General features: G+C 38.9%; 12 protein-coding genes. 9 read left to right on the forward strand and 3 right to left on the reverse strand.

Features of this window, described 5'->3' with window-relative positions; all coding sequences use genetic code 11:
- Positions 1-79: 79 nt before the first annotated feature.
- From nirB to H9L23_RS06250, 7 genes are read left to right on the forward strand one after another with little or no spacing between them, the layout of a single operon-like run.
- Positions 80-2,626, forward strand: a complete 2,547-nt coding sequence (gene nirB, locus H9L23_RS06220) for a nitrite reductase large subunit NirB (RefSeq protein ID WP_246474863.1) — start codon at positions 80-82, stop codon at positions 2,624-2,626.
- Between the two features lie 47 nt (positions 2,627-2,673).
- Positions 2,674-3,018, forward strand: a complete 345-nt coding sequence (nirD, locus tag H9L23_RS06225) for a nitrite reductase small subunit NirD (RefSeq protein ID WP_187594150.1) — start codon at positions 2,674-2,676, stop codon at positions 3,016-3,018.
- A 32-nt stretch (positions 3,019-3,050) separates the two neighbouring features.
- Positions 3,051-3,446, forward strand: coding sequence for a hypothetical protein (locus tag H9L23_RS06230; RefSeq protein ID WP_246474864.1), 396 nt, complete (start codon positions 3,051-3,053; stop codon positions 3,444-3,446).
- A gap of 33 nt (positions 3,447-3,479) precedes the next feature.
- On the forward strand, positions 3,480-4,847 hold the full coding sequence (locus H9L23_RS06235) for an MFS transporter (RefSeq protein ID WP_187594151.1): 1,368 nt from the start codon (positions 3,480-3,482) through the stop codon (positions 4,845-4,847).
- Positions 4,848-4,874: 27 nt separating this feature from the next.
- Positions 4,875-8,423: a nitrate reductase gene (locus H9L23_RS06240; protein ID WP_187594152.1), complete on the forward strand. Its 3,549-nt coding sequence runs from the start codon at positions 4,875-4,877 to the stop codon at positions 8,421-8,423.
- Positions 8,424-8,434: 11 nt separating this feature from the next.
- A complete protein-coding gene (locus H9L23_RS06245) occupies positions 8,435-8,941 on the forward strand; it encodes a nitrate reductase associated protein (RefSeq protein ID WP_223191041.1) in 507 nt (168 codons plus the stop codon).
- Between the two features lie 2 nt (positions 8,942-8,943).
- Positions 8,944-10,425 (forward strand): rubredoxin, encoded by a 1,482-nt coding sequence (locus tag H9L23_RS06250; RefSeq protein ID WP_187594153.1) that lies wholly within the window; start codon positions 8,944-8,946, stop codon positions 10,423-10,425.
- Here H9L23_RS06250 and H9L23_RS06255 read toward each other — a convergent pair.
- The 3 genes from H9L23_RS06255 to H9L23_RS06265 all read right to left on the reverse strand — a co-directional run bounded on the left by H9L23_RS06255 (position 10,420) and on the right by H9L23_RS06265 (position 12,176).
- Positions 10,420-11,007 (reverse strand): molybdenum cofactor guanylyltransferase, encoded by a 588-nt coding sequence (locus H9L23_RS06255; RefSeq protein WP_187594154.1) that lies wholly within the window; start codon positions 11,005-11,007, stop codon positions 10,420-10,422. The two genes, H9L23_RS06250 and H9L23_RS06255, sit on opposite strands and share 6 nt — an antisense overlap.
- The gene (locus H9L23_RS06260; protein ID WP_187594155.1) at positions 11,008-11,691 is read right to left on the reverse strand and encodes a Crp/Fnr family transcriptional regulator; all 684 of its coding nucleotides are present in this window, start codon (positions 11,689-11,691) and stop codon (positions 11,008-11,010) included.
- Between the two features lie 155 nt (positions 11,692-11,846).
- Entirely contained in the window at positions 11,847-12,176 is a 330-nt protein-coding gene (locus H9L23_RS06265) for a hypothetical protein (RefSeq protein ID WP_187594156.1), read from the reverse strand.
- Positions 12,177-12,688: 512 nt separating this feature from the next.
- On the opposite strand from H9L23_RS06265, the gene H9L23_RS06270 reads away from it, so the two are divergent.
- Entirely contained in the window at positions 12,689-13,273 is a 585-nt protein-coding gene (locus tag H9L23_RS06270) for an RNA polymerase sigma factor (protein ID WP_187594157.1), read from the forward strand.
- A 146-nt stretch (positions 13,274-13,419) separates the two neighbouring features.
- Positions 13,420-14,538, forward strand: a complete 1,119-nt coding sequence (locus H9L23_RS06275) for a FecR family protein (protein WP_187594158.1) — start codon at positions 13,420-13,422, stop codon at positions 14,536-14,538.
- Positions 14,539-14,779 lie beyond the last annotated feature (241 nt).

Below are 14,779 nucleotides of genomic sequence, written 5' to 3' on the forward strand. Positions count from 1 at the left end.
TAAATATAGTTTTATTTTTAAAAAATTAATGATAAATGAGTTTTGAAAATTATATCTATTGAAATTTTATAATTTTTTAATGAAAAAATCATTCAAAACTACAAAAAACTTAAAAACCATGAATAAATTAAAAGTAATTGTAATTGGTAATGGCATGGTAGGATACAAATTCTGCGAAAAGCTAAAATCTAAGTCTGATTCATTTAAATTAATTGTTTTTGGAGAAGAACCCAGACGAGCTTACGACAGGGTTCATTTAAGTGAATACTTTAATGGCAAAACAGCTGAAGATCTTTGTATGTCGACAGCGACTTGGTACGAGGAACAAGAGATTGACCTTTACTTAAACAATCCAGTCACTGGAATAGATAGAATGGCTAAAACCGTTTTTACATTATCTGGAGAAAGTTTTAATTATGATTTTCTGGTATTTGCCACTGGCTCTGCAGCATTTGTACCTAATATTAAAGGAATAGAAAAAGAAGGCGTATTTGTTTATCGCACCATCGAAGACCTTGATTTAATTTCAGCCTATTCAAAAAATGCTAAAAAAGCTTCGGTAATTGGAGGTGGTTTATTGGGTTTAGAAGCAGCCAAAGCCTTAATAGATTTGGGTATAGAAGAAACCAGCATCATCGAATTTGCACCTCGCTTAATGCCCAGACAAATTGATTTGGCTGGAAGCGAAATGCTGAAATCGATGTTGGTTGATTTAGGCCTGCAAATACACCTCAACAAAAACACGAGTAGCATTGAAGGCGATACCAGCATCAGTGGATTAAAATTTAGCGATGACAGCGAAATGGCAATTGATATGCTAGTGATATCAGCAGGGATAAAACCAAGAGATGAACTAGCCAGACAATGCGGCATTAACGTTGGCACAAGAGGCGGAATTGTTGTAGATACCGAAATGCAAACCAGCGACCCTTGCGTTTTTGCCATTGGCGAATGCGCCCTTTTTGAAGAAATGATTTACGGCTTGATTGCCCCAGGTTATGAAATGGCGGAAGTGCTGGCATCAAATCTTTGCGCACAAAGCAAATCTTTCAAAAGCTTTGATATGAGCACAAAACTCAAATTAATAGGCATTGATGTAGCCAGTTTCGGCGACCCTTTTATTAACGAGCCAGATTGCCGAACCATCGTTTTTGAAGATAAACATAAGGGCATTTATAAAAGAATAAACATTAGTAATGACGGGCAGTACCTTTTAGGAGGTATTTTAATTGGCGACGCAACAGCATACAACATGCTGTTGCAAACCAGTGTTAACCGAATTGTGCTAACCGAAAATCCTGAAGAGTTGATTTTGGGCAGCCGTGGCGGCGAACAAGCTGGCGCAGGCATCGAAAGCTTACCAGATGCTGCATTAATTTGCAGTTGCGAAGGCGTTACCAAAGGAGATATCTGCAATTCGATCACCGAACAAGGTTGCGAAACAATTGATAGCATTAAAAAATGTACCAAAGCAGGAACTGGATGCGGTGGCTGTATGCCGATGGTAAAAGATTTGATGCTTCACACCCTGAAAGCACAAGGCAAATATGTTCGAAACGTAATTTGCGAACATTTTAATTACAGCCGCCAGGAATTGTATGACCTGATTCACATCCATCAGCTAAAAAGCTACGATGAAGTTTTGGATAAACTCGGCGAATCTGACGGTTGTGAAACCTGTAAACCTTTAGTATCTTCCTTATTGGCAAGTCTTTGGAACGAAATGATTCTTAAAAGAGGAAACGATACCGCACAAGATAGTAACGACAGGTTTTTAGCCAATATCCAAAAAGGTGGTTCGTACTCTATTGTTCCCCGGGTTGCGGGTGGAGAAATTACACCCGAAAAATTAATTGTAATTGGCGAAGTAGCCAAAAAATATAACCTATATACCAAAATTACAGGCGGACAAAGAATTGATATGTTCGGCGCACACCTAAACGATTTGCCAATCATCTGGGAAGAATTAATTGCTGCTGGTTTTGAAAGCGGACATGCTTACGGCAAAGGTTTAAGAACGGTGAAAAGCTGTGTTGGAAGCACCTGGTGTAGATTTGGTTTGCACGATAGCGTAAGTTTTGCCATCCGTATTGAAGAACGTTACCGTGGAATCAGGGCGCCGCACAAATTTAAATCTGCGGTAAGCGGCTGCATTCGTGAGTGTGCGGAAGCACAAAGCAAAGATTTTGGCATCATCGCCACAGAAAAAGGCTGGAACCTATATGTATGCGGCAATGGCGGTAGTAAACCACAACACGCTCAATTGCTTGCAGCTGATGTAGACAGCGAAACCTGCATCAAATACATCGACCGTTTTTTAATGTTTTACATCCGCACAGGCGACCCATTAACCCGAACCGCAACCTGGCTAAACAAAATGGAAGGCGGAATGGAATATTTACGCAATGTGGTAGTTAACGATAGCCTAGGCATGGGCGAAAAATGGGAAGCAGAAATTGAAAGATTAGTAGATACGTACAAATGCGAATGGAAAGAAGCGGTAGAAAATCCCGCCATTAGAAAACGCTTTTCGCACTTTGTTAATGCGCCAGAAGAAAAAGACCCAACAATAGAATTTGTAGAGATGCGTGGGCAAAAATGCACTCCGGAATGGAAATCAGTCTAACCAAATATAAAATCAACCAACAAATTATCAACCAAAACCAAACAATTATGGCAGAAACAACAACAAATTGGTTAGCCGCATGTCGTGTTGAGGATGCAGTAGAAAACGGAGGGGTGTGCGTAAAACATGGTGAGGAGCAAATTGCGCTCTTCTATTTTACCCGAAGAAATGAATGGTACGCCACTCAAAATGAGTGTCCGCACCGCAAACAAATGGCTTTAAGCCGAGGCATGATTGGAACCATTACCGATGAACCTAAGGTAGCTTGTCCGTTCCATAAAAAGAATTTTTCATTAAAAACTGGCGAATGTTTGAGTGGAGATGAATGTGCCATTAAAACCTATCCCGTAAAAGTAGAAAACGGAACGGTTTACATTGCATTAAATGCTTAGCAGCTTAACCGCTTAACACTAAACTTAAAATTATGAAAATCAACAATTATGTGGCTTTTTTAAGCTGCCTTGCTATAGCTTTGCTTTCATTTCGAGCCAAAGCACAAACAAAATTCAGCCTTTTTGATGGAACAATCATAGCAGGTTATGTAGATAATGGTGCGTACATCAATTGTACGGGGCCGAGTGTAAAATTTACTAAAAAACCATTTTCAGTTGCTGCTGGCTTGCTTCCAACACTTAGGTTTAAGGAAGATAAAGTTGCTGCTGGAGCTACTAAAAACAGTTTAGTAACACCAAATTTAGGCTTCGGATTAACCGCAGTGTTTCATCATTTTGCAGTGCAGTTACCTTTTTACTACAATGCTAAAACAGTGGCCAAAAACGGCGAATGGAACTTGGGTGCAGGCCTGGGTTACAAATTTTAATTCAAATCAACCTTAAAATCTAAACCAATCCCCATGACAGCTCAAACAACCAACAAACCACTCGATAAACTAAATATATTTTCGCTCAAAGGTGTTCAAATGAAAACCTTTCACATTACATGGCTTACCTTTTTCTTTTGCTTTTTTGCATGGTTCGGGATGGCACCATTAATGAAAATAGCCCGAGAACAATTGCATCTCACAAAAGACCAGGTTGGAAATATCCAAATCGCATCCGTTTCGGCAACCATCCTGGCCCGCCTTTTAATCGGAAGATTGATAGATAAATTCGGCCCTAAAATTATTTACACCTGGCTACTAGTACTTTGTGCCCTTCCAGTTTTACTTATCGGCACCAGCCAATCTTACACTTCATTTTTACTTTTCAGGTTAGCCATTGGCGTAATCGGTGCATCATTCGTAATTACACAGTTCCATACCTCCATCATGTTTGCGCCAAATATTAAAGGCACAGCAAACGCCACCGCTGGTGGTTTCGGCAATGCAGGTGGTGGTGCAGCGAACGTATTTATGCCACTAATTGCATCAGCATTAACGGCTTTAGGCTTTTGCAGTTCTGCAGATAGCTGGCGTTATGCGATGATTTTCCCTGGCGTTATGCTTTTAGTCTGTGCATTTTTGTATTACCGTTACACTCAGGATAGTCCACAAGGAGATTTCAAAAACCTGAAAGACGAAACCATTAAAAGCAGCAAAAACACATTTCTTATTGCTGCAAAAGATTACCGAACATGGATTTTAACCATTGCTTATGCCGCCTGTTTTGGTGTAGAAATTACTGTTGATAATTTTGCGCCAATCTTCTTTACCGACTCCTTTGGTGCAACCATCGCTATTGCAGGTTTGGTAGCTGGTATTTTTGGCTGGATAAATATTTTCGCCAGACCAATGGGCGGCATTGTTGCCGATAAAATTGGCAAAGTTTGGGGCTTTGATGGTAAAACTTTGCTCTTATCCATTTTACTACTAATTGAAGGTATTGGATTAATCTGGTTTGCCAAATCTGGCAACATCGGGATGGCTATTTTTATGATGTTTGTTTTTGGCCTGAGTTTAAAAATGGCCAACGGTGCTACCTACAGTTTGGTTCCCTTCATCAACCCTGTTGCGGTAGGTAGCGTTGCAGGAATTGTAGGTGCAGGTGGCAATATCGGTGCAATGCTCATCGCTTTCATGTTTAAATCAGAAGCCAGTCACTTAACCAAAAACGTGATCGAAAACGGGCAGACGGTTCAAAAAGACTTGATAAATTATACCTCCGCCTTCACATTATTGGGTTATATCATTCTGGGAATCGGCGTTGCTGTTTTTATTTTCAGAACGGTAATGGCTCAAAAGAAGTCAAAAATAGAAGAACTGGCTTTTGCTACAGGTAACTAATTTAAACACAACTTATTCCTGATTATCTTGAATACAGAAAACAACACATTTGCCAATAATACAACAACCTGCTGCTATTGCGGGGTTGGCTGCGGCATTGTACTTAGTAAAGATAATCAGGAACGCATTACTGTTGAGGGCGATAAAAACCATCCCGTAAACAAAGGAATGTTGTGTAGCAAAGGCATGAATTTGCATTACACCGCGAACGATAAAAGCGATAGATTGCTTTATCCCGCTATGAGGTACAATAAAAATATGCCATTACAACAAGTGAGTTGGGGTAAGGCATTGGAACGCACAGCGATGGTTTTTAAGGCATTAATTGCAAAACATGGTCCAGATAGCGTTGCATTTTACGCCAGCGGACAATGTTTAACCGAAGAATATTATGTTGTAAATAAATTGATTAAAGGTTTTATCGGCAGCAACAACATCGATACCAATAGCCGCTTATGTATGAGCAGTGCGGTTGTGGGTTATAAAATGAGTCTGGGCGAAGATACCGTTCCCATTAGTTATGATGATATTGAAATTGCCGATTGTATTTTCGTGGCTGGCGCAAACCCTGCCTGGTGCCATCCTATTTTGTGGCGACGGGTAGAGGCCGCGAAAGAGAAAAATCCGGACCTGAAAATTATTGTAAGCGACCCACGCAGAACACAAACCTGTTCGCTTGCCGATGTTCATTTACAGCTTAATCCTGGTACGGATATTACTTTGCATCATGCCATTGGCCGATGTTTAATTGAAGATGGACATATCGACCTTGATTTTATTGCAAAAAGCACTAATGGTTTTGAAAAATATCAGTCAACTGTTTTCGAAACTTCGTTAAAAGATGCTGCCGATATTTGTGGAATTGAGGAAAGCGACATCCGTTTGGCAGCTTCTTTTATTGGCAATGCGAATGGTTTTATTACGATGTGGACAATGGGCCTCAACCAAAGCGTGGTCGGTACGAACAAAAATTTATCGCTCATTAACCTCAATTTAATTACTGGACATATCGGCAAACCTGGCAGCGGACCTTTTTCGCTTACGGGCCAACCGAATGCAATGGGTGGCAGAGAAGTTGGCGGCTTAAGCAATCTGCTTCCCGCTCATCGAAATTTAAACAATGAAAGTCACCGCAATGAGGTAGAAAAATTCTGGCAAATCCCTCTGGGTACCATTCAGCCAAAACCTGGACTTACCGCTACCGAAATGTTTGATGAGTTGAATACCGGGAAGCTGAAAGCAATTTGGATTTTATGCACCAATCCATTAATTAGTTTGCCCGATGTTAGAAAAGCAGAAGAAGGCTTAAAAAAGGCAAAGTTCGTGGTAGTGCAGGATATTAGCAATACTGTTGAAACCCTAAAATATGCCGATGTGGTTTTGCCGGCAGCAGCATGGGCAGAAAAGGAAGGCACAATGACCAATGCCGGGCGTTACATTTCGTATTTAAGCAAAGTGATACAAGCGCCTGGCGAAGCCTTACCTGATGCTGAAATTATTTGCAGGTTTGCTCATAAAATGGGTTTTGAAGGTTTCGATTTTAAGAATGCTGCAGCCATTTACGATGAACATGCCGCACTTACGGAAGGTACGAATATAGATATCAGCGGATTGAATTATGAAATTCTGAAAGAGAAAAGAGCCGTTCAATGGCCTTATCCCAAACAAGAAAAAGCCTTTGGAACGGCAAGATTATTTGAAGATCATCAGTTTTTTACGGTTGATAAAAAGGCAAACATCATCTCTTTTGATGGCCAAAATCAATCGGAACCATTAACGCCAGCGCATCCGCTGATTTTAACCACTGGCAGAATAAGAGACCAATGGCACACCCGTAGCAAGACAGGTAAAGTAAACAAACTCAATCAGCACATTAGCGAATCCTTTTTGGAAATTCATCCCGCAGATGCGGAAAAAAGAAATATTAAGGATAATGATGTAGTGGAAATGAACAGCTTGCGTGGAAATGTTCGTTTGAAAGCAAAATTTTCGACCGACATTAAACCTGGAGTTGTTTTTATGCCGATGCATTGGGGCAAAATTTTAAAAAGCGATTTAAATCGGGTAAATAACTTAACCAGTAATCTGGTTGACCCACAAAGCAAAGAACCCGATTTTAAATTTACTGCCGTTGAGGTAAAACTTTATCAAAAACCGAGGCAAAAAGTAATTGTAATTGGGGCTGGAGCAGGTGCCTGTGGTTTTGTAAAAAGCTACAGGGCTTTAAATAGTGAAGATGATATTGAGATTTTCAGTAAGGAGGATTTTCCGTTTTATAATCGTGTACTTTTGCCCGATTATATTATTGGCACTTTGCCGTGGCACAACCTGATAAAAATGAGCGATAGCGAGGAAATTGATTACAGAATTAAACTCCATCGCGGTTTAGGCATCGATAAAATCAACAGAATTGATAAAACGGTTGTTGATAGCAAGGGCAAAATCCACCAATATGATATTTTGCTTTTAGCTACTGGAAGCAGGCCTTTTATGCTAAAGGATATTCCGCCGCTTAATGGTATATTTACCATGAGAAGCCGAAATGATGCTGATAGTTTTAAACAACATGCCGCTGCAACTAATGGAAAAGTAGTTATTGTGGGTGGCGGTTTATTGGGCATTGAGCTGGCTTCATCGCTTGCCGAAACAGGCTCGAAAGTAAGTGTGATTCAACGGATTTCGCGGTTGATGGGCAGGCAATTGGATGGCTTGGCAAGTCAGTTATTACATGAAGAACTGATTAGTAAAGGCATCGAGATTTTTTATAATGATGAAATTGACCGAGTAATTGGCGAAAAAAACATATCTGGCATCCGCCTGAAAAGTGGTTTGTCAATCGATTGCGAATCGCTGATTATTGCTATCGGCACAGTACCCAATACCGAATTAATTAAGGATGCTGGCATTGAATGCAAGAGAGGTGTTAAGGTTGATGAATATTTGAGAACTAGCGAGCAGGATGTTTTTGCCATTGGCGAAATTGCTGAATTTAAAGGGCAAATGTATGGCATTACCGCTGCGGCAGAGCAACAGGCCGAAATTGTGGCCAGGTTTATTTGTGGCGATATTGCCAAGTTTTATCAGGGCAGCCTGCTGATGAATATTTTAAAAATGCACAGTCTGGAATTATGCTCCTTAGGTTTGGCAGAAGTACCCGATAACGACCCAACTTACGAGGAAATTACCTTTATTGATAAGGCCAAACGCTATTATAAAAAGTGCATTGTACATAACGACAGGTTAGTGGGCGCCATATTAGTTGGCGATAAAAGTGAGTTTCTGGAGTTTAGAAACCTTATTGAAAATAAAATGGAGCTGAGTGAAAAAAGGCTTCAACTATTAAGAAGTGGCAAAACTGCCGAACCAATTATTGGAAAAACGGTTTGCAGCTGCAACAATGTGGGGGAAGGCAATCTAATTAATAAAATAAAGGATGGCTGTAAAGATCATTTACAACTTTGCCAGCTTACAGGTGCAGGAATGGGCTGCGGAAGTTGTCGCCCTGAAGTTAAAGCTATTCTCGATTCGTTTGTTAACGTGCTAAAAACAGCTCCAGAAGTTGCATTGGCTGAATAAAATTTAAAATAATGATGAAATTAGAACTGGAACCATCTGAATTTATTAGCCTCGAAGGCATTGAATATTTTAAATTCGAAGAGGATTTTATGGAAGAAAACGTTCGCTGTATTCCAATGGTGGTTCGTTTTAAACTGGATTTGTCAGGCATAAAACTAAAGCTTGGCGAATGGTGTCGATTTCATCCAACGGAAAGAATAGAATTGGCTCTTTTGCCCATTACCAATACAATAGAAACTGCTGAATATCGAAAATATCTAATCAACCTGATTAAGATTTATACCGGAAAAAGCGCAACAGAACTCGCTGTAGATACACAACCAGCTTGGAATAACTTAGCGCAAATTCCGCAAATGCTGATGGAAAAATCGGCCGAGTTAAATCTGGAAATCTCCATCAGCCAATGGAAAAACCTCACTGACATACAAAGATTTGCTTTGCTAAAACTTTGCCGACCAGGGCATGAGAACATGAATTTCCCGAAGGCGGTAGCAGAATTTGGCTTAATTAACACGTAAAAATGGACCAAACAATTATCATCAACTTTCCTGGCGGGATTATTTCTCCTGGCAATTTGTACAATATATTGGTGGCAGCCAGTAAGGCGAAAATTGCATTTGTTCGATTCGGTTTGCGCCAACAATTATTGGTTGATACCGTAAATTATAACCTGCCAGATTTTACGGTTGAATTGGATAAATTGGGCATTGCTTACGAAGTTGATAATAATAATTCGCCAAATATTATCAGTTCTTATCCATCGGAAGAAATTTTTATTCGCAACAGTTGGTTAACGGGCGGTATTTATAAAGATATTCTGGATGATATTGATTACAAGCCTAAAGTGAAGGTAAACATTTGCGATAGCAACCAGAGTTTTACGCCTATGCTTACAGGGAATATTAATTGGATTGCATCATCGCAGGCGGAACATTACTGGCATTTAATTATCCGTTTTCCAAAAACCAACGTAATTTACGAGTGGAAACAGCTTTGCTACACCAACCACATTGCAAAACTAACCAAGGCGATTGAAAAGATTATTACGGATTATCCATCGCAATTTATAGATAACGAAACCGCCAATGGCGAAGCACTTTTTGCCTATTTAAATCAGGAAGATTTTGTACTTAAAATTGCCGAAAAACCCGTTGCGTTATCAACCTTCAATTTACCTTATTATGAAGGTTTAAACCGTTACAACAATAAATATTGGCTGGGCATTTACCGTAGAGATGAATTGTTTAGTATAGCTTTTTTGAAACGCCTATGCCAGTTGTGTTTAGATACCAAACTTGGTCAGTTTTGTTGCACTTCATGGAAAACCATTATGGTAAAAGGCATCGAAGAAAAAGATAAAAAACTCTGGAATGATTTACTGGAGGAATTTGAACTTAATATGCGCCATGCTGCAAACGAACTCAATTTTCAGGTAGAAGATAATTGTTTGGAAGGACTGGAATTGAAGAATTTTTTGGTTAAGCATTTAAGTATTAACGATACCCGAACTTTCGGTATTTGCTTTGGCATTAAAATCCGAAAAAAGAGCGAAATTTTTAGTAGTATTTTAATCCGAAAACGATACGTGATTCATTTATGGGAGATAAAATTATTTCCAGTTTACGATATTCTTTGTGCAAAAGATTTTAATCCTAATGAACGTACTGGAGAGATTTTTAGTCGCGGCAACCTACGTTTAATATTGCCTGAGCAGATTAGACGAGCGGTTTATAAATTTTATAAGCAGCGCCAAATGGCTTTAAAAAGTAACCAGCTATCAGTTAATACGAAAACCGAAGATTTATCAAGCAAGGACAAAATTGTGCTTTACCAATGTAGCAATTGCTTGACGGTTTACAATGAGCAGCTTGGAGAACTGGAAAATAACATCTCGCTAGGCACAGCTTTTAACAATTTACCAGAGGATTATTGTTGTAGCCTCTGTGAAGCAGATAAAGGTAGTTTTGTGCGAGTTGAGCAATCGGAGCTGATGGTGCTATAGTTCATTAACCTCTGCATGAGAATTAAAATTATCAAAACAACGATAATCCTTATCCTCAACAATAATTTCACAAACCTTTAAATTTGATAAAACAAACTTCATGCTACGCTTATTCAACTTACCATTTTGAAGCATAAGCAATATTTTTTTCAAGCCTGCTGAAGTATAAATTCCGCACAATGGTTCTTGCTGCTCGTTTTTTATAAAAATATAAGCCTCGAAAGCCTTAGATGCAGCAAAAGTTTGTTTTAATTTCTCCAAAACATCAGTTTCCATTAACAGCATATCACAAGCCAGTAGAAACAAATCATCATTTGGGTTTACTAAATGGGCCGACAAAACCCCGAGCAAAGGTCCTTTCAAATCGAGTGATTGAGTGTCTGTTATTAGATGCGCCTTATCAAAATAGTTGTTGTATTTTTCTTCCTGAGTTGGGTTAACAGAGAATTTAACTTGTAAACCAATGGATGTCAATTTATCAGCAGCCAATTTTGCCCAAAGTTTATCCTGATGGTTTAATAAACCTTTATCGGTTCCCATCCTTAAGCTTTGTCCGCCGCATAAAACTACTCCAATCATCATTTACTTATTACTCAAATCCAGCAGTTTAGTTTCATCCAAAATGCCAATCATTTTATCTTTAACATGGATGAGGTCTTCGGCAAGCAGTTCATTCATCGTTCTAAACACTGTTTCGTAGGTTGCGCCTGTGTAAGCCGCCAAATCCTGCCGACTTAAAGCCAGGTTTAAAAAACCCTCACTATTCAATCCAAATTGTTCTTTGAGGCTTAATATTGCAATAGCTAACCTGCCTTTTACCGACATTAGCGCCAGGTTTCTCATTTTCTTTTCTGAAGCTTGCAGTTCATCAGCATAAAACATTAATAAATTGTAAGCAAAATCGTGGTTTACTTTAAGCGAGGTTTTGAAAAATTCGATATCAACATAACAAAGAGAAGTCGTTTCTAAAGCCGTTGCAGAAATTGGATAACTGTTGTTGGCTGTGCTAATTCCCCGATGACCGAAAATAGCACCATCATTTGCAAAACGGATTATAAGTTCTTTATCGCCCCAATGTTTATGAACCTTAACGTTGCCAGATGTTACAAAGTAGACGCCTGTTACAGGTTCACCTTCCTTAATAATAACTTCGCCCTTTTTAGCAACGAAATTTCGTTTATGGCTACCAATTGCAGCATGCCACTCAGGTAAGGTATGCCTGCACATCAAGCAAGATTCTAAATTGCAGCTGCTGTTTTTTTTCATTGTTTAAATAATTACAAAAGTACGAATCGTTGCAATTTATAAATCAGTTTTTAAAATTATATCTTTAAGTCCATCCATAATAAAATTAATGATTTCAGTTAGTGCTTTTCTCCATCAATAACTTGAAATATGCATATGGTTTATCCATCTGATATTTAATCATCAGAAATATTTATTATCCATTTCTTAAGTGCCAATTGCCTCGATTTTCGTTTAGCTCTGATTTTTTTCTTTTTGTCTATAACTTTTGGAATTAATTTTTCTCTTTCTTTTCTTAATTTCATCAACCTTCCAAGCTCATCATACTCTGTCATCTTAGTGTCTAGTTCTGCGATTCTCTTCAAATCATCAATAAATTTATTGCTTATCCGAACCTTTGTCGACCCCAGTGGGGCAAAGATTTTTTCGAAGATTTTTGCCCCATTTTTTTTGCTCCTAATTTTTTGTTTTTCAGGTAGATATGTTGATGCCAGCTTTGATTCCAAGATAGCGATCTTTCCCGACCAGTTATATGGTAAAGCATATTCAACACAGCCAGCTTTTAAACCACTATAAAAATTAATACCCCATAAAAAAGAAGAAATATTCTTTATTGTCTGTATATAGGTAAAAACCGAACACGCACATATTGATGAGGCCCAACAGGATATGGAAAAAATATCTCGGTTCTTTATCACCAACCTGCATTGATAAAGTGGCTTTTATGCCAATTCATCAAAAGTTCCGGGGCGCTCCGCGCTTTATATCATCATCAACCCTCGTTATTCTATTACAATTGGCGTGGTAAGCTGCTGCTTAGGGTGATTCGGGAAATGATTGCGATTTAAGGTTGCTCATGAGCAGCTGGAATCAGTATTAAATATAGCTCATCAAAAGAGTTAAGGTTATTCTGCCCCGCAAAAAACAGGGCTTTAATTGTATTTTTTTTAGCGTATTTACGTATAGCCAATTATGGCAATGAAACCGATTGTATTTATATTATCTTTGTGTTATCTCTATGCGTATTTACGGTTCATATTCTGATAGCGAATTGGCATTTTTGTTAACTAAAGGTGATGAACTGGCCTTTACAGAAATTTACAATCGTTTTTATGCCTTACTTTTTATCCACGCCAGCAAACGCTTAAACGATGAAGAGGAAGCTAAAGATCTGCTTCATCAATTATTCGAGTCGCTTTGGGTTAAACGCATGCAAGTGGCACCTGATGGTAATTTATCAGGTTATTTATATGCTGCTGTACGCAACAGGATCCTGGATGTGTTTGCCCACAGCAAGGTTGAAAACAAATACGTAGCCTCTTTACAGGATTATATCGATCAGGATCATGTGCAAACTGATCATTTAGTGCGCGAGAAGCAGATGAGTATGCTTATTGAACAGGAAATAAATGCATTGCCACCCAAAATGCGTGAAATTTTTATCTTAAGCCGAAAAGAAAATAAATCTCATAAAGAAATTGCCATCCAACTCGGCCTTTCAGAACTTACTGTTAAAACACAGGTTAAAAAAGCGCTTAAAATTCTTAAATCAAGGTTGGGTCTCGTTATTTACGTTACTTTATTGTTTAAAACGTACCGATAATCTACTGCAGGGCGATATTTGCATCTGTTTTTCCCGGATTTAATTGCAGGTTTAATTATTTTTAAAAAAAAATAAATTTTTCGATACCCCCAAGGCATACCCTTTGCCGTATATATAGTAATCATCCAAACAAAGTTTCTTTTTTAATGGAGAAAAATGCAAAAAATCTTTTAGATAAATACCTGGCAGGCATTGGTACGCCTGAAGAAAATGCCGTTATTGAAGATTGGTACCATCAATTGCCTTTTGAAAATGGCTCGCCAGACCATCACGCGATCGAAAATAGTAAAGAGGAAGTTTGGCAGAGGTTAGGCCCACGTGTTAAATCTTCCCGAATGATCATCTTGAAGCGTGTTGCCATTGCAGCCAGTATTATTTTGTGCCTTGGCATGGGACTTTATTTTATGGTTGGGCGCAACAGTGTACCATTAACGGCCAAAACAGAATTAAAAGATATTCTTCCGGGGGGGCATAAGGCAATATTAACCTTGGCAGATGGAACGATAGTTAATTTAGACGACGCTAAAAATGGTGAAGTGGCCAGCCAGAATGGTATTGTGATCCGTAAGGCAAAGAACGGTCAGCTTGAATATGTGGTGAAAGAAATCCCGAATGCACCACTTACAGGTTCGAATAGTATTGCCACACCACGGGGCGGACAATACCAGGTAAGTTTACCCGATGGTACCAGGGTTTGGTTAAATGCAGCTACTACGTTGAAATATCCCTATGCGTTTGCTAAAAATGAAAGGGTAGTGGAACTCAATGGAGAAGCCTATTTTGAAGTGGCCAAAGATCATACCCGTCCGTTCAGGGTAAAAACAGATGCGCAAACAGTTGAAGTACTGGGTACGCATTTTAATATCAATGCTTACGCTGATGAAGCCGCTGTGAAAACCACTTTATTGGAAGGTGCGGTAAAAGTAAGCAACGCTTCGGGCAGTGTTAACCTGCATCCTGGTGAGCAATCAAGACTAAATAACGGCACAGCTAAATTAATTGTCGACCAACAGGTTGATATTGACAAAGAAATGGCCTGGAGGAATAATATATTTTCATTTGATAATGATGATCTGCAGACCATTATGCGGCAGATTTCGAGATGGTATGATGTGGATGTAGTTTATGAGGGCAAAATTACATCAGAAAAATATGTGGGCGAAATACCAAAGAACAGTAACCTGGCTGAGGTATTTAAAATATTAGAACTTAACCACGTTCATATTGATGCAAGGGGAAAGGTACTTACCGTATCAGGAAATTAAACAAGAATGGCTATTCTATAAACAGCCGAAAAAAATCAACCAACCAATTACAAACAAACTAAACTTTATGATGAAAAAATTACCAGAAATTTAACATCCTGCCTTTAAAAAAAACCGAAAGCGCGACAACGCTTCCGGTAGAAATTTGGACAAGCAGCTTGCTTCGAAACCCAGCTGCTATTTTTTAACCGCATTCATTACAAAGGTATGAAATTAACTACCCTTTACAACCCCGTGTGCG

This window comes from Pedobacter roseus, from assembly GCF_014395225.1.
Classification (GTDB): Bacteria; Bacteroidota; Bacteroidia; order Sphingobacteriales; family Sphingobacteriaceae; genus Pedobacter; species Pedobacter roseus.